Below are 18466 nucleotides of genomic sequence, written 5' to 3'. Positions count from 1 at the left end.
AGTAAAGTGATTGAAGCAGTTAGCCAATCGCACGTGCAGCAGCCGTTCGTCGTCTTCCTGCCATGCTGCCTGGCTATTGGCCGGCAGCAGGGCGTTATCAGCACGCGCCAGGACCCCCGAGTACCGCCTTAGGCGACGATCACCGCCACTGACGTCCCGACCCCGGCTTCGCTCTGCAGTTCGATACGCCAGCCGAAGCGATCGCACAGCCGACGAACGATCGACAGGCCAAGCCCCGTGCCTTGCGGGCGGGTGGGATCGGCGCGGAAGAACGGTTCGAACGCGCGGGCACGCGCCTCTTCGCTCATGCCAATGCCGGTATCGCGGACCACGATACGGTCGTGGGTCACCTCGACCTCGATGCTGCCGGTATCGGTGTACGCGCAGGCGTTACGCAACAGATTGCTGAGCACCACCCGCATGACCCTGGGCGGAGCAAACATCTGCAGGCTGCGGTCGCCGACCATGCGCAACGACACCGGTTTGTCGCCGAGCAGTTCGCGCGCACTTTCCAGTTCTTCGCTGGCAAGCTCGGCCACATCGAAATTTTCGCTTTGCGGGTCGATCTCTGCCTCGCGCGCCAGGATCAGGAACGCATCGATCACCGCTTCCATATCGTGGCCGGCACGCTGGATGCGGCGCAGGCTGCGCTGCGTGCGTGCGGACAATTCGTCGTCGGCCAAGGCCATGTCGCTGGCCACGCGGATCACCGTGAGCGGAGTGCGCAATTCATGGCTGGCATCGCGGGTGAAATTGCGTTCGCGCGCGACATGCTCGCTGACGCGCAGCCCCAGCGCATGCAGCGCGGCGGCCAGCTGGCGTGTTTCGCCCTGCAATTCGGCAGGCAGCCGCTCCGGAGCCAGTTCGTCCACATCCGGGTTGCGCGGATCCCAATGCGACACACGCCGCGCCAGCCAGCTGATGGGCGAGACCAGCCGCTTGGAAACCCGATAGGTGAACCAGGACACGCCATAGATCGCCACCAGCACCACGATTGCCGGCACCACACCGAACCACAAGGTCAGATGCGCCGCACGCGAGCGCGGAAACACCAGATACAGCCGCCCCTCCGGGCGCTGATCGACATACACCAGCGCATCGGCAGCAGCCACTTCGCTGAAACCCGGAGACAGGTGGCGCAGCGCGGCCGGCGCAGCGGCGGGGGCAGCACCGGCAGGCGAAAAATAGCCCTGGATGTTGCGCGTATTCGGTGGCCGGTTGTCCGGCACGCTCTTTTGCATCTGCCAGAAATGCACGGCTTCGTCGGCGAGCACGGTGCGCACCAGGCTGTATTTGATGACGAACGACACCAGATACCCGGCCAGCACGAGCGCCAGGCTCGCCAGCGCGACCTGCAGCAGGAAGGCGAGACGTATTTTTCTCGGGAGCCCGTGTGGCATTGCTGCATCCAGGGAAGAGCGCCGGAGTATAGGCAACGCTTCCGTGAGTCCTTCGTGCAACCAGCCGGCGGCACAGGAGATCGATCGGCGCGCGAGCGCCTGCACCGCAGGCAGCCGGCCGCCAGAACGGCGGCCGGCACATGACATCACGCCATCGGTTGGGCGATGTCGGCGATGCGATAGCCGGCGCTCTGCACGGTGTGCAGCAGCGGACGGTCGAACGGCTTGTCGATGATCTTGCGCAGGTTGTACAGATGGCTGCGCAGGGTGTCCGAATCCGGCAGGCCGTTGCCCCAGATTTCGCGCTCGATTTCCTGGCGGGTGACCACGCGCGGCGATTCGCGCATCAGGATGGTCAACAAGCGCAGGCCGATCGGCGAGAGCTGCAGCTCGGTGCCGGCACGGGTGGCCCGCATGCTCACCGGGTCCAGCACCAGGTCGGCGACCTTGAGCACTTCCGAGCCCACCTGGCGACGCTCGCGGCGGATCAGGGCACGCAGGCGCGCTTCCAGTTCCTGAATTGCGAACGGCTTGGTCAGGTAGTCATCGGCACCAAAGCCCAGGCCGGTGAGCTTGTCGTCCAGCGTGTCGCGGGCGGTCAGCATCAACACCGGGGTGGACTTGCGTGCGTCGTTACGCAGGCGGCGGCACACTTCGATGCCGTCCAGGCGTGGCAGCATGAGATCCAGCACGACCACGTCGTAGCTGTTCTCCGCGGCAAGGCGGTAGCCATCCAGGCCGTCCTGCGCGTAGTCGACCTCGAAGCCACGGCCTTCCAGGTACTCGCCGATCATTTCGGAGATATTGCGGTTGTCTTCGACGACCAGCACGAGGCCGGACGTTTCCTTGGTCTGACGCATGGACTTTCCTCGGTCTTCAGCTTTGTGAAAAATGCCGGATCGACGGTGGAAAGGGCGTGAAGACTGGATAACGTTTTGCGCTGCCCCGTCGTTAGCGGCCGAGCAGCGGGCGCAACGCCGGCCATACCGTCTCCAGCACCTTCGGTTGCGCGGCGGCGGTGGGATGCAGGCCGTCTGCCTGCATCAGGCCAGGCTGCAGCGCGACCTTCTCCAAAAAGAACGGCACCAGCGCGGTCTTGTACTGTTTGGAGAGGTCCGCATAGGTCGCCTTGAGCCGCTCGCGGTAGGCTGGGCCGTAATTGGGCGGCACGTCGATCCCGAGCAACAGCACCTTGGCGCCGGCTTGCTGGCTGAGCTGGATCATCTTTTCCAGGTTGCCCTTGAGCTGGGCCGGGGTCAGCCCGCGCAGCGCGTCGTTGCCGCCGAGCTCGATGACCACCACGCCGGGGCGGTGCTTTTCCAGCAGGCCCGGCAGCCGGGTCAGCGCGCCGGAGGTGGTTTCGCCGCTGATGCTGGCATTGACGACTGCCGGGGGCGTCGCCATGTCACGCTTCAGGCGCTGGTCCAGCAAGGTCACCCAGCCGGACTGCACCGGGATGTTGTGCGCAGCGCTCAGGCTGTCGCCGACGACCAGGATCGGCGCGGTGGCGACCGGACTTTTGGCAGAGGCAATCCCCGGCGCAAGCAGGGAGAGTGTCAGCAGCCACAGGGCCAGTACGCCATATCGCAGTGTTCTTTCACGCATTCGGAGATTCCTCATCGACAGTCTGGCCCCCCGCTCCAGCACCCGCACCGCCATCGACGTTCGCGAGGTCGGCAAGTCCGTCAGTGGCCCGGAGGGAACGCTCCACATCCTCGACAACGTGAGCTTGACGGTCAGTGAAGGCGACAGCATCGCCATCGTTGGCGCGTCCGGTTCCGGCAAGACCACCCTGCTCGGCCTGCTGGCCGGGCTTGACCTGCCCAGCCGCGGCAGCATCGCGCTGGCGGGCCAGGACCTGGGCCAGCTCGACGAAGAAGCGCGCGCTGCGCTACGCGCCCGCGACGTCGGCTTCGTGTTCCAGAGTTTTCACCTGCTGCCGGCGCTGACTGCCGAAGAAAACATCGCATTGCCGCTGGAACTGGCCGGGCGCGAGGATCCGGCGCGGGTGCGCGAGGTGCTGGAGGCCGTGGGCCTGAGCGCACGTGCGCGGCATTATCCGCGCCAGCTGTCCGGTGGCGAGCAGCAACGCGTGGCGCTGGCGCGCGCCTTCGTGGCCCGCCCGCGCATCCTGTTCGCCGACGAGCCCACCGGCAGCCTCGACCAGGCCACCGGTGCGCAGATCAGCGACCTGCTGTTCGCGCTCAACGCCACCAGCGACACCACGCTGGTCCTGGTCACGCATGACATGACGCTGGCGCAGCGCTGTCGCCATATTTACCGCATCGACAGCGGCCGCCTGCACGCACAGACCGGTCCGGCCGCATGAACGTCGTGCGACAAGCCGCGCGCGCGGTGCGCCGCGAATTCCTGGCCGGGGACCTGCTGACCGTGTTCGCCGCGCTGGTGCTGGGCGTGGCGGTGATGACCGCAGTGGGCACCCTGGTCGACCGGGTGACGCTCGCACTGACCTCCAGCGCGGCCGAAGTGCTTGGCGGCGACCTGGGCGTGACCGGGCGGCAGGAAATCCCGGCCGACTTTGCCGAAGAAGCCAAACGGCGCGGCCTGCAGAGCACGCGCATGGTCAGCTTCCCCAGCGTGTTGTTCCATGGCGATGCCAGCCAGATGGCCAATATCCGCGGCGTCGGCGCCGGCTACCCGCTGCGCGGGCAGTTGCTGGTGTCCAGGGACGGCACCGGCACGGAAGGTCGCGCCGCCAGCGCACCGCCGCCGGGCCAGGCCTATGCCGATCCGCGCCTGCTCGAAACACTGGGCCTGCACGTGGGCGAGCAGCTGGAATTCGGTGCCGGCCATCTGACCATCACCGGCGTGTTGCGCGCCGAGCCCGATGCCTCCGGTGAGCTGATGCAGCTCGCGCCGCCGCTGCTGGTCAATCGCGCCGATATCGACGGCGCCGGCCTGCTCGGCCCCGGCAGCCGCGCTTCCTATCGGCTGATGTTCGCCGGCGCACCGGATGCCATCGCCGATCTGCGCGCCTGGTTGAAACCCCGCGCCAGCGAGTACCGCTTGGTCGGTATCGAAGACACCCAACGCGGCATGCGTGCAGCGTTCGATCGCGCCGGCCGTTTCCTGGCCTTGTCGGCATTGCTGGCCGTGCTGTTGTCCGGCGTGGCGACTGCGCTGGCGGCGAACCGGTTCGCGATGCGACGCATCGACACCGTGGCGGTCTTGCGCTGCCTGGGTGCCCGCCAGCGCGACATCCTGGCGATGCTGTCGCTGCAGCTGCTGCTGACGGCGATTCCGGCCTGCCTGGTCGGTATCGGGCTTGGCATGCTCGCGCAGGAAGGCCTGGTGCAGGCGCTGGGCAGCCTGATCCCGAACCGGCTGCCGCTGCCGCAGGCCACCCCTGCCCTGGCCGGTGCAGGCATCGGCCTGGTGCTGTTGCTGGGCTTCGGCCTGCCGCCGCTGCTGCGGCTGCGCAACGTGCCGCCGATGCGCGTGCTCAACCGCAGCTTTGCTGCCGTGCCGCCCAGCTCGTTGCTGGTGTACGGCGCAGCACTGGCCGCCACGCTCGCGCTCACCGTCTATGCCACCGGCAATCTGGTGCTGGCCGGCTGGGTGCTGGGCGGCCTGGCCGCGCTGGCACTGGTGGCGATGTTGCTGGGGCTGGGCCTGCTCGCGTTGCTGCGGCCGATCCAGCACCGCCTGCGCGGTGCCTGGAAACTGGGCCTGGCCTCGCTGACACGGCGCCGCGGCCTGAGCGTGGTGCAACTGGTCGGGCTGTCGCTGTCGTTGTGCGCGCTGTTGCTGCTGGCAGTGGTCGGCCCGGGCCTGCTCGCTCAATGGCGCGACCGCCTGCCGGCAGACACGCCCAACTACTTCCTGATGAACATCCAGCCCGAACAAACCCAGCCGGTGCTGCAGACGCTGCGCGGCCTGGGGGTGAATGATGCGGCCGTGGAGCCGTTTTCCACCGGGCGCCTGGTGGCCATCAACGACAAACCGCCGGTGCGTGGCGACCGCGACCCGGCCGACGATGGCGACGGCGACAACCGCCCGGTGAATTTTTCCTGGCGCCACGCGTTTCCGCCGGCAAATACGCTGCTGCAGGGCAAGTTCTGGGCGGCCGACAGCACCGCGGCGGAAGCCTCGGTGGAAGAAGGCTGGGCACAGCGCTGCCAGCTCAAGCTGGGCGATCGCATCACCCTGCTGCTGGGCGAGCAGCAACGCACGTTCACCGTGACCAGCATCCGCAAGGCCGACTGGGATTCGTTCCGGGTCAACTTCTTCCTGCTGCTCAATCAAGGATCGGTCGGCGATGCGCCGTACAACCTGATTTCGGCCTTCCACCTGCCGCCGGGCAATGCCTCCAAGCTGGCGGCGCTGAGTCGCGACTATCCGAACATTTCGCTGCTGGATATCGATGCCATCCTGGGCCGCGTGCGCGAGGTCATCGACCAGGTGGCACAGGCGGTGCAACTGGTGATGGGCTTCAGCCTGCTGGCCGGCGTGCTGGTGTTGCTGGCCGCGTTGCAGGCCACCGCCGGCGAACGCCGCTACGATAGCGCGGTATTGCGCACCTTGGGCGCACGCCGTGGCCAGTTACGCGGGGCGGTGCTGGTGGAATTCGGCGCGCTCGGCGTGCTGGCGGCGACACTGGCGGTGACCGCTGCGGCCGTGATCGGCGCGGTCGTGGGGAAGCAGGCGTTCGAGATGGCGTTGACGCCCGATTGGCCGCGCCTGCTGCTCGGCGGCGCGTTCGGGTTGGCGTTGAGTCTGTTGGCGGGTTGGTCGGGCACCCGGCGCATCCTGTCCACGCCGCCGGCGCTGGCATTGCGGAGCGAGTAAGTGCGGGTAACACCCGTCGCATGCGGGTAACGGCATGCGGCGGGTGGCTTGGTGGCGGTGCTGCACGCCAGGCAACGGACGCTGTGGCGACCGGCGCGAGAGGCCTCGCGCGTCGGTGAGCGCTGCATATGTCTGCAGCGCATAAGTACCTTGCAAATCGTACGTTCGCAGCGGTGGCACGACTGCCTAGAGTGGTGTGTCCGGCCGCCGGCCCAGGCGGCCTTTCGTTGCCGTCGAGGTGCCACGTCATGGCCAGCATCACTTCCGCAACGCGTGTGCACACGCCGCGCGATGCGTCTTCCCCCGTGCAGACCTCCAGCGTCCGGATCGTGCCATTCGACGCTCCGCTGGGCGCCGAGGTGATCGGTCTGGACCTTGCGCAACCGCTGGATGCGGCCACCTTCGCGCGTATCCACCGTGCGTATCTGGATCACCACGTGCTGGTGTTTCGCGATCAACGCATCACACCGGCGCAGCAGGTGGAATTCAGCCGTCGCTTCGGGCCGCTGCAGATCCACGTGCTGCGCAACTTTCAACTGCGCGGGCACCCGGAAGTGCTGGTGGTGTCCAACATCAAGGAGAACGGCGAGCCGATCGGGCTGGGCGATGCCGGGCATTACTGGCACTCGGATCTGTCCTACAAGGAAACACCGAGCCTGGGATCGCTGCTGCATGCGCAGGAGCTGCCCAGCGAAGGCGGCGACACCCTCTTTGCCAACCAGCACCTGGCATGGCAAACGCTGCCCGAATCGCTCAAACGCACGGTGCAGGACCTGCGTGCCGAACACAGCTATCTGGCCAAGTACGAGGAGTTGCGCGCCCGCAATCCGTGGCGCCCGGCATTGAGCCCGGAGCAGATTGCCGAGGTCACCCCGGTGCAGCACCCGGTGGTGCGCACGCATCCGGAAACCGGCCGCAAGGCGCTGTTCGTCAGCGAGCATTTCACCACTCGCATCGTCGGCTTGTCCGAGGACGAGAGCCGCGCGCTATTGCAGAGGTTGTTCGAACACTCCACGCATGCTGCGCTGGTGTATCGGCATCGCTGGCAGGCGCACGACATGGTGTTCTGGGACAACCGTTCGGTGATGCATCTGGCTGCGGGCACGCCGGATCATCTGCGCCGTCGGCTCAACCGCACCACCATCGAAGGCGATGCGCCGTTCTGAGCCTGCACCTGTTCCCTCCCCTTCTCGACTGGAGCGCCGCATGCGTTTGACTGTCTCTTCCCACGCTCCTGCGCCGCGCCGGCGTTTTTCGCGGCGCATCGCGCTGCTGGTGTTGGCCGCGCTGCCGCTGGTGCACAGCGCGCAGGCGCAGGCCGAAGGCACGCTGCGGATCGCCAAGCAATTCGGCATCGTTTACCTGCTGCTGGACGTGGCGCAGGACCAAAAGTTGATCGAACAGCAGGGCAAGGCCGCCGGTGTGGATATCGACGTGCAGTTCCTGCAGCTCTCCGGCGGGGCGGCAGTCAACGATGCGTTGTTGACCGGTTCGATCGATATCGCCGGTGCCGGTGTCGGGCCGTTGTTCACGATCTGGGACCGCACGCGCGGCCGCCAGAATGTCCGTGGTGTCGCATCGCTGGGCAATTTCCCGTACTACCTGATCAGCAACGCTCCGCGCATCAAGTCCATCGGCGATTTCACGCCAAGGGACCGCATTGCGGTGCCGGCAACGGGTGTCTCGGTGCAGTCGCGGTTTCTGCAGCATGCCTCGCAACAACGCTGGGGCGACAAGGGCACCCATCAGCTCGACGCGCTGCAGGTGGCGTTGCCGCACCCGGATGCCGCCGCGGCGATCATCCGTGGCCGCACCGAAATCACCGCGCATTTCGCCAGCCCGCCGTTTCAGGAGCAGGAACTGGCGCGTAACCCGGCCGCGCATATCGTCACCAGTTCCTACGAGATCGAAGGCGGGCCGTCGTCGGCAACGGTGTTGTATGCCACCGAAAAATTCCGCAAGGACAATCCCAAGACCTACCGCGCGTTTGTCGCGGCCCTGGACCAGGCAGCGAAGTTCGTCACTGCCCATCCGGAGCAGGCGGCAGACATTTTCCTGCGCCGCAATGGCTCGGGCATCGACCGCGCGTTGGTGCTGCAGATCCTCAAGGACCCCAAGGTGCAGTTCACCGTGGCACCGCAGAACACGCTGGGGCTGGGCAAGTTCATGCAGCACAGCGGGGCGATCAAGCAGGCGCCGGGCAAGGTGGGCGATTACTTTTTCGACGACCCGCTGATTGCGGGCGGGAGCTGAGCGATGTCGATGCCCCTGCTGCAGATCGATCAGCTCAGCCTGGAATATGCCTCCGCCCAGCGCGTGGTGCGCGCGACCCATCGCGTGCGCTTCGACGTGCACGAAGCCGACCGCTTCGTGCTGCTGGGGCCTTCAGGCTGCGGTAAATCCACGTTGCTCAAGGCGGTTGCCGGTTTCGTTGCCCCGCGCGAAGGACAGATCCGTCTGGACGGTCATGCGGTCACCGGTCCTGGGCCGGACCGGGTGGTGGTATTCCAGGAATTCGACCAGTTGGCGCCATGGAAAACCGTGCGCGAGAACGTGGTGTTCGGGCTGCGTGCGGCGCGCAAACTCGGTCGCGCCGAAGCGCGCGAGCGGGCAGACGAAAGTCTGGCGCAGGTCGGGCTGGGCGGATTTGCAGATGCCTACCCGCACACCTTGTCTGGCGGCATGAAGCAGCGTGTGGCCATCGCACGCGCCCTGGCGATGCGCCCGCGTGTCCTGCTGATGGACGAACCGTTCGCGGCACTGGATGCGCTGACGCGTTCGCGCATGCAGGAGCAGGTGCTGGAATTGTGGGAACAATTGCGCTTCACGCTACTGTTCGTCACCCATTCCATCGAAGAGGCATTGGTGGTCGGCAACCGCGTGTTGCTGCTGTCGCCGCACCCGGGCCAGGTGCGCGCCGAACTCAACGCGCATGCCTTTGGCCCGCACAGTGCCGGCAGCGTGGCGTTCCAGCAGACCGCGCAACGCATTCATCGGCTGCTGTTCGACCTGCCCGACGAAACGCTGGACGACGACAAGGTGGCACCGTTGCGTCGCCCGTCCCTGCGTCAACGCGAGGCGCTGACATGAGCGACAACACCGCAAGCGCATTGCCGCCGATTCCACCGGTACGGCCCGAGTACGAAGTGGCGCTGACGCCGCTGGACCCTGCCCTGGTTGCCGCGACCACGCCCACGCGTCGGCAGGCACCGCCATGGCTGCGCAAGGCATGGGTGCTGGCGGTCTTGGTCGCGGCATGGGAAATCGCCGCGCGGCTGGTCGGCGACGACCTGATGCTGCCCGGCGCAGTCCAGACCGCGCACGCGTTCTACGACGGGCTGCTGTCGGGCGAACTGCTGCGCCGGGTGGGTGCCTCGTTGCGCGTGCTGGCGCAGGGGTATGCGCTGGGCGTGCTGCTGGCGTTCGTGCTGACCGCACTGGCCGCCTCCACGCGCTGGGGCCGCGATGTACTCGGCACGCTGACCGCCATGTTCAACCCGCTGCCGGCCATTGCGCTGCTGCCGCTGGCCTTGCTGTGGTTCGGGCTGGGCACCGGCAGCCAGGTGTTCGTGCTGGTGCACTCGGTGCTGTGGCCGCTGGCGCTGACCACCTACGCCGGCTTCCAGGCGGTGCCGGACGCGCTGCGCATGGCCGGACGCAACTACGGCCTGCGCGGCCCGCGCTATGTGGCGCAACTGCTGATTCCGGCAGCGCTGCCGGCGATCCTGTCCGGGCTGAAGATCGGTTGGGCGTTCGCCTGGCGCACCCTGATCGCCGCCGAACTGGTGTTCGGCGCCACCTCCGGCCAGGGCGGCCTGGGCTGGTACATCTTCCAGAACCGCAATGAGCTTTACACCGACAAGGTATTCGCCGGGCTGGCGATGGTGATCGTGCTGGGACTGCTGGTGGAGGGCGTGGTGTTCCAGGCGATCGAGCGGCCCACGGTGCGCCGCTGGGGCATGCTGCGCTAGAGCGAGCCCGGCGGCACGGTCGCGTGCGCTTAACGAGCTTGGCTTATGCTTCGGCCCCCGTTCTCTGCCGCTCGCCGCCATGCCCACTGCCCCCTTCACCGCCTACCTGTACCCGGTCCTGCTGCTGATCGCCAGCAACGTGTTCATGACCTTCGCCTGGTACGGGCACCTGAAGTACAAGACCACGCCGCTGATGATCGCCATCCTGGTCAGCTGGGGCATCGCGTTCTTCGAATACTGCCTGCAGGTGCCTGGCAACCGTCTGGGCAGCGCGGTGTATTCGGCGCCGCAACTCAAGGGCATGCAGGAAGTGATCACGCTGCTGGTCTTTGCCGGTTTCTCCACCTTCTACCTGGGGCAGTCGCTGAAGTGGAACCATTGGGCCGCGTTCGGCCTGATCCTGGTGGCCGCGCTTCTGATGTTCAAGGAATAAAGGCAAGCGCCGTCTCGCTCGTAGGAGCGTACCCGGGGTCGACCTCGCAAGAGCCTCCCGCGGCTCGATGGGCCTTACCGGGAATGCCATATCGCGCCCGGGTGCGCTCCTACGGCGTCGGGGTGCCTAGTTCGCCGGTTCGACCCACTGCGCGAACACCGCATCGATTTGCGTGTCCTTGACCCGCTTGCCCTTCTGCACTGACTCGGCCTGCTCGAACATCGGCACGATCATCGCCATGCCGTCCGGCTTGGTTTTCAGATGCAGGCCCGGTGGTGTTTGCAGGAATGCGGCCCAGCGCGCGCGCACCTTGGCCCAATACCCCTGCGTGCCTTTCCAGTACGCGTAGGCCGGGGCGAAGTTCACCTCGGTGGTCTTGCGGTAATCGTTGAAGCCGAACTCGCGTGCGATCGCTTCCTGGGTGCCGTCGGGCTTGCGCAACACCTTGGTGTTGAATTGTTCGTGGGTCCAGCCATTCGGCGTGAGCGTGTGGCGGTTGATCACCGACAGCGCGTTGTAGTCGCTGCGCCGGGTGTACTCGCGCCGCGGCAACGGGCGCCAGCTCGGATCGCTGGTCCAGGTGGGGTGGCCATCGGCGTAGTCCCAGCGGCCGGTGCCGCAATAGCGCGGCGCGTCGCTGACTTCATACACACATTGCGTCCAGGCACCGCGGGTGAGGGCAGGCGCCAGCGCATGCACCGTCCAGGTCTGCTCGGCGGTGAATTCGAAGCGCTGCGGTGCCTCGAAGGTCCAGTCCTGCCGCCAATGCTTGGTCACATGCCCGCTCTTTTCGTCGACCAGCAGATGCTGCAGCACCAGCTTGCGCGGCGAATCCTCCACCACGATGACCACTTCGCTGGCACCGCTGCGCATGGCCGATGCACGCTCGTAGCCAGGCTTGAGCAGCACGGTTTCGTCGAACGCGAAATCCACCGCGTACTCGCCCTGCATCGCCAGGATGCTTTGCCGATCGCGCTGGGCATCGGCGGCGGCAATCAACGGCAACAGGCTCAGCGTGGCGGCGATACAGCGGGGAAACAGTCGGCTCATTGGAACTCTCGGTTGTGACCGTGGGGAGGTCAACGGCGCAAGCGCAGCAGCGACGTCGTCATGTCGGTGGGATCGGAACCGCATGCGTTTGCAGCGGTAGTACGCAGTGCCGCAGCGCGGGCGCAGCAACAGTCGTCCACGAGCACGCGGCCGTCGATACCCTCTTCGCGTGCCAGCCGTGCAGCAACCTCGGCGCCCAGTGCAGAGACAGTGACCAGGCTGGCGGTGATGGGGTGATCGCGGCTGGCCGCAGGCTGCAAGCGTAGTGCGCTCACGCGCCATGCATCACCGCGCATGCGTCCGGCCAGCCGGCGCCATAGCCGTTCGCCGACGCCCAGCGCGTGCGTATCCATTGGCAGTGGCGGCAGTCGCGAGACCAGGCGGTCCCAGCCCAGGAAATCGCTGTCGGGCAACAGGCAGAGCCGCCAGCAGCAGTGTCCTGCCGCATCGAAGAACCAGATACTTTCGTGCACGCCATCGCTGTCCACCCGACGGGACGCGGCTGCAGCGACTGCGTGCTGCCAACCATCCAGTTCGTTGCCCAACGTGGGCCGATACAGGCAAAGCACCGTCCCCAGCGCCGCTAACTGCTGTGGTCGCGGCAGTGCCGCGCGGGTAGCACGTGCATGCAGGGGCAACGGGATTGCGCGGAGGTTGGGCATGGCCGCTACCAGCTCACGGCCAGGCTGACCGAGGCAGTACGCCCGGCGCCGGTGAAGCGGTCCAGCACCGTGCTGCTGGCCAGCGTGCCGTTGGGTAGCGCGTTCCAGTCCACGTAACGGCGATCGGCCAGATTAAACACGCCGACAGTGAGCTTGGCGCCGGGCGCGAATTCCCAATGCCCCATCAGATCCAGCGTGGCGTAGCCGGCCGGTACGTAATAGCTATCCAGCTGCGGGCGCCGTTTGCGGGCCACCAAGGTACCGATCAATTCCGCCCCCCAGGCATCGCTGTCGAAGGCCACGCCGAGCGTGCCGCGCAATGGGTCGACCGAGTTGAGCGGCGTGCTGTCGGTGAGGTTGTCGCCTTCTGCATAGGCAACGGCGCTGTTGAGCGACCAACCCTGCCAACCGGCCAGCGCGCCCAGATCGATCCCCGCGCGTGCTTCTGCGCCCTTGATCACCACATCGTCCACGTTGCGCGATTGGAACAGCGCCAGCCCGTCGGCATTCACACCGGCCGGCGCATACGATTCGATGAAGTTGCGGTAATCGGTGTAGTACACGGCCAGCCCGACATAGCCGACCGCATCGTTGAAACGCAGCCCCAGTTCGCCACCGCGACTGGTTTCCGACTTCAGGTCCGGATTGGCGATGGCGGTGTAGCGCGCCTGCAGATTGGTAAAGCCGATATTGACGTCGTTGTACGGCGGCGCACGGAAGCCATGCGCATAGTTGGCGTACGCCGACCATGCATCGGAGAACCGCCACACCCCGCCGAACTTGGGCGAGAGCTGGGTTTGATCGATGGTCTCGACGGCCACGCCCGGATTGTCTTCGCGAAAGATGGCGTCCACCTGCGGCGACAGGCGGAAATAATCCACGCGCACACCCGGGGTCAGCGACAAGCGCCCATCGAGCAAGCCGATTTCGTCCTGCGCATACAACCCCAGCTTGGTGGTTTCGCTCATCGGGAAATCGCGCACCGGAAACGCGTCCTGACCAACGCGCTCGCTCACCATGCCATTGGCCAGGTTGACCGAATAGCCGTCGCGCTTGGCCCGCGTATCGGTCCAGGTGCCATCCAGGCCATAGGTGATCTGGTGACTGAGTATGTCGGTGTCGATGGCTTTATGCGCGTTGACCAGCAGCCCGTAAACACGCTGATCGAAGGTGTGCTCGTTATGCCGGCGCGTGTTGTTGCCGCGCAGTTCGTTGGTGCGTTGCAGGCTCTCGCTGTCCTGGCGATACAGCTGCCACTGCAGATCGTTGGCCAACACGGAATCCAGCGCATCGACTTCGTGCCGCAGCGAAACCCGCGCACGGGTCTGATGATCGCGCCCTTCCTGCGACAGGATGCGTAGCGACGCCGTCGGACTACGCGTGTCGACGCCGGTCAATGCATCGATGCTGCCGTCGTCTTCGTTGCCTTCGACCGTGAGTTTGAAGCGCTGTTGCGCGCTTGGGGCATACACCAGTTTGGCGAGCACGCTGCGGCCATCGATGCGCTGCGGATTGGCCGCGGTGCGGGTGAAATCGCGGCTGCGGTTATCGCCCTGGTTTTGCGCCTCCTGGCCCTGGCGATGACTCACCGCCACCATGCCGCTCCAGCGTTCGCCACCGAACGCGCCGGTGGCACCGGCGAACAGACCGTTCCAGTCGCCTTCATAGCCGAACTTCAGGCCGACGTAGCTGTGCTTGGCGGCGCTCAGATAGTCCGACGGATCCTTGGTGACGAAGGCGACCACACCGCCCAATGCGTCCGAGCCGTACAACGAACTGGCCGGTCCGCGCACCACTTCCACGCGCTTGAGCGTCTCCAGGTCGACGAAGTTGCGGTTGGCGTTGAGATAGCTGCCGAAGCTGAAGCTGTCCGGCACCGGTACGTTATCCACCAACATCGCCACGCGGTTGCCATCCAGCCCACGGATGCGGATGCCGCTGGCACCGGTGAAGCGGCCGCTGGTGCTGGTGACCGATACGCCCGGCGTGTAGCGGAACAGATCCTTGAGTTCGCGCACCAGTTGGTTGTCGAGCTGTTCGCGATCGATCACATCCACCGTGCTGGGCACATCCACCAGTGCGCGCTGGGTGCGTGTGGCGGTGACCTGTAGCCGTTCGAAGTCGTGCACCTCACGCGCAGCCTCCGCTCCGGCATCGTGTTCGGCAGCACGGGCACACAGGGAAATAGCAGGCAGCGCCAGCGACAGCGCGACCACCAGCGGATGCAGGCGGATCATCAGGAACCTTTACGCGTCCCCGGCAGCGCGCGTTGCGGCATAGGCCGCGCGCGGCAGGGAAGAGGGAGTTGAGTGGCGGGCGGCGGCGGCAGCGCCCGCTGCGATCTTTGCGCACACGCAGCGAGCGAGTGCGGCGAGATGGGATGCGATGGCCATCGAGCGTTGCGCGCGGAGCAGGATCGCGTCATCGGCACTCAAGGCGCACGATGAGCGTTGCGGCAGCGGCTGCGCACAATGGCTGTGCGCAGCCCAGCTCGTGGCTGGAATTACTTGGTCAGGATCAGCTTGTCGTTGCTGGTGTGGCGCAGGCGATAGACGCGATCGCCGTGCTGGATCAGCACTTCACGCCGGCCCTTGAGCAGCGCCTCGCTGCTGATGAGGTCTTCGGCGGGCACGGCACGCGGCGTGGCGCGGTCGCGCAGATTGACCGGTTCGGAGCGAAGCAGCACGGGGTGAGCGGTCATGATCTGGTTCTCCAGTCGGTTGGCCAGACAAATAATAACCATTCTCATTTAATGATCAAGAGCCATTCTCATTTGAGGCACCTGATCTTTAAATCGTTTCCTGATTTTCGATTCATGGCACAAATCAAAACGATGGCGTCGCTGTTCTCAGCTGCGGCGACCGCCACAAGACATCCACCGCAGCACTCGATCAACCCAGGCTCAGCGCGTGCTCGACTCCACCCGCGCCCAGCCGGCGTCATCGACCTGATCCAGGGTGTCCAGGCCACCGAGGTTTTCTTCCAGCTGCGTGACCCGGCTCGCGCCCAGGATCACGCTGGACACATGCCGGTTGCGCAGGCACCAGGCGATGGCCAACTGCGCCGGCGACTGGCCAAGCTCGGCCGCCACCGCACAGAACGCGCGGGCGCGCTCCAGCCGGCGCGCTTCAGGCGCGCCCAGCACTTCGTCCTGCAACCATTGGTTGCCAGGCTGGCCCAGCCGGCTGTCGGCCTCCACGCCCGTGTTGTACTTGCCGGTCAGCAGGCCCGAGGCCAGCGGCGACCAGATCGTGGTGCCCAGCCCGTTCTCGCACAGTGGGGCGTATTCGTGCTCCAGCCGCTCGCGGTGCAGCAGGTTGTATTGCGGCTGTTCCATCGCCGGCGCATGCAGATGTTCGCGTTCGGCAATGGCGATGGCCTCGCGCAACTGCGCGGGGCTCCATTCGGACGTGCCCCAGTACAGCACCTTGCCCTGGCGAATCAGCGCATCCATGGCGCGTACGGTTTCCTGGATCGGGGTTTCCGGATCGGGCCGATGGCAGTAATAGAGATCCAGGTACTCCACGCGCAGGCGCTTGAGCGCGGCGTGACAGGCATCGGTGACATGCTTGCGCGAGAGCCCGCGCTGGGTCGGCCGCGGGCTGTCGACCGCACCGAAGAACACCTTGCTCGACACGCAAAAGCCATCGCGCGGCAAACGCAGATCGGCGATCACATCGCCCATCACTTCCTCGGCGCGACCGCGCGCGTAGACCTCGGCGTTATCGAAGAAGTTGATGCCGTTGTCCCAGGCGGCGGCAATCAGATTGCGCGCTTCGCTGCGCCCGATCTGTTTGCCGAAGGTGACCCAGGCCCCGAACGACAAGGCCGATAGCTGCAGCCCGGTGGAACCCAGACGACGGTAAAGCATGGCGAACTCCCACAACCTCCAGGGCACCTGCCCCGGACCGGAGTGCGCAGTGTAGTCGGGCAGGCACAGCGCGCGGCGTGTACGGCGCGGTGCATCGGCCTCTCCTCGGATCGACTGTCTCTTCGCAGCACCGCCTGCACTGCGCATGCACCGTGATCGGTGCTTGCGTCGGTGTTGGTCTGCCGTTGGTGGTTACCTGCACCGAATGCTTCGGCTTGCATGGGCGTTTCCACACCTACATGCGCGATGCGTCACCATCAATCCACAGGTGACAGGCGCGACGCCTTGCTGCAGCGACTGCTTGCCGATCGACAGGCAAAATCGCCAGCGTGTGGCGTCGCAACCAGGGCGGGGCCATTGGTGGCATGCATGCGCCAGCCAGCCGCATGGACGGATTGACGGCGTGCCCCGACACCGGATGCGGCACCGTGCCTGGATACACCAGCGCATGACGCCGGCGGATATGCGTGCAGCGGTCAGCAGCACTCGCGCACAAACGCCAACAGTCCCAGGCCATCTGCGCCAGAGACACCCCGCCCAATGAAGCGGATACAGCAACGACAGCCGTAGCAGTCGCAGCAGTAGATCGAATCACGCGCTTCAGCCACTGCAGGCTGCGCGGCAGTTCCCCCGAACGCTGACGCATGACGGTGAACACCTCATCCGGGCGCGGCCACGACAGCCACCAGCCGCGCCGCCACGCTGTGAAATGCCGCCACCTCGTCCAAGCGAACTCCCGACTTTGCGCAAGCACGGTCCCACGGCGCGCCAACGCGGGCCTGCCCGAGCCCGCCGCCTCTCGTCTGTGGGCCGACCGAGGCCATCTGAATGCCCCTCGCCTTGCCCCCTGTCACCCCCTGCTCTAGGCTTCCCGTTTTGCCATCAGCAGCCCGGGGATTGGAATGGTCGAAGGTTTGGGAAGGATCGGTTTCGGCCTGTTCGGTCTGGCGGTGCTCATCGGCATCACCTGGCTGTTTTCGAGCAACCGCCGCGCGATCGACTGGAAGCTGGTCGCCACCGGTCTGGCCCTGCAGATTTCGTTCGCCGCACTGGTGTTGCTGGTGCCGGGCGGGCGCGACGTGTTCGACGCGCTGGGCAAGGGCTTCGTCAAGGTGCTGAGTTTTGTCAATGAGGGGTCCACCTTCATTTTCGGCAACCTGATGAACATCGACAGCTACGGCTTCATCTTTGCGTTCCAGGTGCTGCCCACCATCATTTTCTTCTCGGCGCTGATGGGCGTGCTTTACCACCTGGGCGTGATGCAGATGGTGGTGCGTGCGATGGCGTGGGCAATCACCAAGGTGATGCGCGTTTCCGGTGCGGAAACCACCAGCGTGTGCGCCAGCGTCTTCATCGGCCAGACCGAAGCGCCGCTGACGGTGCGCCCGTATATCCCCAAGATGACCCAGTCCGAGCTGCTGACGATGATGATCGGCGGCATGGCGCATATCGCCGGTGGCGTGCTGGCTGCATACGTCGGCATGCTCGGCGGCAGCGATCCGGCGCAGCAGGCGTTTTATGCCAAGCATCTGTTGGCCGCCAGCATCATGGCCGCGCCCGCCACGCTGGTGGTCGCCAAGCTGTTGGTGCCGGAAACCGGCACTCCGCTGACCCGCGGCACGGTGAAGATGGAAGTGGAAAAAACCACCAGCAATGTCATCGATGCGGCTGCGGCCGGTGCCGGCGACGGCCTGCGCCTGGCGCTGAACATCGGCGCGATGCTGCTGGCCTTCATCGCGCTGATCGCGCTGATCAACGCACCGCTGACCTGGCTGGGCGAGGTCACCGGCGCCGCCGCGCTGCTGGGCCGCCCGACCAACCTGTCGACGATCTTCGGCTACGTGCTGGCGCCGATCGCCTGGGTGATCGGCACCCCGTGGGTGGATGCCACCACGGTCGGTTCGTTGATCGGCCAGAAGGTGGTGATCAACGAGTTCGTCGCCTACAGCGAGTTGTCGCGCATCGTCAAGGGCGAAGTGCCGGGCGTGGGCCTGAGCGCCGAGGGCCGCCTGATCGCCACCTACGCGCTGTGCGGCTTCGCCAATTTCAGCTCGATCGCGATCCAGATCGGCGGGATCGGCGGGCTGGCGCCGGAACGTCGTCACGATCTGGCCAAGTTCGGCCTGCGTGCGGTGCTCGGCGGTTCGATCGCCACCTTCATGACCGCTACCATTGCCGGTGTGCTGTCGCATTTCGGTTGAGGCGGTGCGGGTTCATCGGCGTGACGGTCTAATCACTGCACGCCGCGTTTCATCCAGTCATTCAAGTCA

Annotated in this window: 16 protein-coding genes; 8 read left to right on the top strand and 8 right to left on the bottom strand. The window is 66.0% G+C overall.

The features are described 5' to 3' along the window. Nucleotides 1–128 precede the first annotated feature (128 nt). From FLG15_RS03900 to FLG15_RS03890, 3 genes are all read right to left on the bottom strand, one after another. Nucleotides 129–1400: a sensor histidine kinase gene (locus FLG15_RS03900; protein ID WP_017157324.1), complete on the bottom strand. Its 1272-nt coding sequence runs from the start codon at nt 1398–1400 to the stop codon at nt 129–131. 146 nt (nt 1401–1546) lie between these two features. After that, nucleotides 1547–2260: a response regulator transcription factor gene (locus tag FLG15_RS03895; protein WP_002811889.1), complete on the bottom strand. Its 714-nt coding sequence runs from the start codon at nt 2258–2260 to the stop codon at nt 1547–1549. Between the two features lie 91 nt (nt 2261–2351). Beyond that, nucleotides 2352–3020 (bottom strand): arylesterase, encoded by a 669-nt coding sequence (locus FLG15_RS03890; protein WP_170922310.1) that lies wholly within the window; start codon nt 3018–3020, stop codon nt 2352–2354. A gap of 109 nt (nt 3021–3129) precedes the next feature. Here FLG15_RS03890 and FLG15_RS03885 point away from each other — a divergent pair, with 109 nt between their 5' ends. From FLG15_RS03885 to FLG15_RS03855, 7 genes are all read left to right on the top strand, one after another. Next, nucleotides 3130–3729 (top strand): ABC transporter ATP-binding protein, encoded by a 600-nt coding sequence (locus tag FLG15_RS03885; protein WP_020372742.1) that lies wholly within the window; start codon nt 3130–3132, stop codon nt 3727–3729. Next, complete coding sequence (locus tag FLG15_RS03880) at nt 3726–6209, top strand: ABC transporter permease (RefSeq protein ID WP_150145567.1); 2484 nt, start codon at nt 3726–3728, stop codon at nt 6207–6209. Before FLG15_RS03885 ends, FLG15_RS03880 begins: the two co-directional genes overlap by 4 nt. 248 nt (nt 6210–6457) lie before the next feature. After that, nucleotides 6458–7375: a TauD/TfdA dioxygenase family protein gene (locus FLG15_RS03875; protein ID WP_057677915.1), complete on the top strand. Its 918-nt coding sequence runs from the start codon at nt 6458–6460 to the stop codon at nt 7373–7375. A gap of 40 nt (nt 7376–7415) precedes the next feature. Then, nucleotides 7416–8462 (top strand): ABC transporter substrate-binding protein, encoded by a 1047-nt coding sequence (locus FLG15_RS03870; protein ID WP_057677916.1) that lies wholly within the window; start codon nt 7416–7418, stop codon nt 8460–8462. 3 nt (nt 8463–8465) lie between these two features. Continuing rightward, on the top strand, nt 8466–9299 hold the full coding sequence (locus FLG15_RS03865) for an ABC transporter ATP-binding protein (protein WP_057677917.1): 834 nt from the start codon (nt 8466–8468) through the stop codon (nt 9297–9299). Beyond that, complete coding sequence (locus FLG15_RS03860) at nt 9296–10180, top strand: ABC transporter permease (protein WP_057677918.1); 885 nt, start codon at nt 9296–9298, stop codon at nt 10178–10180. Before FLG15_RS03865 ends, FLG15_RS03860 begins: the two co-directional genes overlap by 4 nt. Before the next feature lie 79 nt (nt 10181–10259). Further along, the gene (locus FLG15_RS03855) at nt 10260–10613 is read left to right on the top strand and encodes a DMT family protein (protein WP_031421165.1); all 354 of its coding nucleotides are present in this window, start codon (nt 10260–10262) and stop codon (nt 10611–10613) included. A gap of 126 nt (nt 10614–10739) precedes the next feature. Here the strand turns inward: FLG15_RS03855 and FLG15_RS03850 are convergent, their stop codons facing one another. From FLG15_RS03850 to FLG15_RS03830, 5 genes are all read right to left on the bottom strand, one after another. After that, nucleotides 10740–11663 (bottom strand): DUF6607 family protein, encoded by a 924-nt coding sequence (locus FLG15_RS03850; protein WP_150145565.1) that lies wholly within the window; start codon nt 11661–11663, stop codon nt 10740–10742. Between the two features lie 29 nt (nt 11664–11692). Then, nucleotides 11693–12325 carry a hypothetical protein gene (locus FLG15_RS03845; RefSeq protein ID WP_057677920.1) on the bottom strand — a complete coding sequence of 211 codons (633 nt, stop codon included), beginning with the start codon at nt 12323–12325 and terminating at the stop codon, nt 11693–11695. Between the two features lie 5 nt (nt 12326–12330). Then, nucleotides 12331–14562 (bottom strand): TonB-dependent hemoglobin/transferrin/lactoferrin family receptor, encoded by a 2232-nt coding sequence (locus FLG15_RS03840; RefSeq protein WP_057677921.1) that lies wholly within the window; start codon nt 14560–14562, stop codon nt 12331–12333. Nucleotides 14563–14828: 266 nt separating this feature from the next. Further along, nucleotides 14829–15068 (bottom strand): hemin uptake protein HemP, encoded by a 240-nt coding sequence (hemP, locus tag FLG15_RS03835; protein ID WP_003485179.1) that lies wholly within the window; start codon nt 15066–15068, stop codon nt 14829–14831. Nucleotides 15069–15227: 159 nt separating this feature from the next. After that, nucleotides 15228–16196 (bottom strand): potassium channel beta subunit family protein, encoded by a 969-nt coding sequence (locus FLG15_RS03830; RefSeq protein WP_057677924.1) that lies wholly within the window; start codon nt 16194–16196, stop codon nt 15228–15230. 902 nt (nt 16197–17098) lie between these two features. Between FLG15_RS03830 and FLG15_RS03825 the strand changes: the two genes are divergently transcribed. Beyond that, nucleotides 17099–18397, top strand: coding sequence for a NupC/NupG family nucleoside CNT transporter (locus tag FLG15_RS03825; RefSeq protein ID WP_008573564.1), 1299 nt, complete (start codon nt 17099–17101; stop codon nt 18395–18397). The last annotated feature ends 69 nt before the right edge of the window (nt 18398–18466 follow it).

This window comes from Xanthomonas phaseoli pv. dieffenbachiae (assembly GCF_008639345.1).
In the GTDB taxonomy this organism is placed as follows: domain Bacteria; phylum Pseudomonadota; class Gammaproteobacteria; order Xanthomonadales; family Xanthomonadaceae; genus Xanthomonas; species Xanthomonas phaseoli.
The sequence above is the reverse complement of the archived record's forward strand: the minus strand, read 5'-3'. Positions and strand labels throughout refer to the sequence as shown.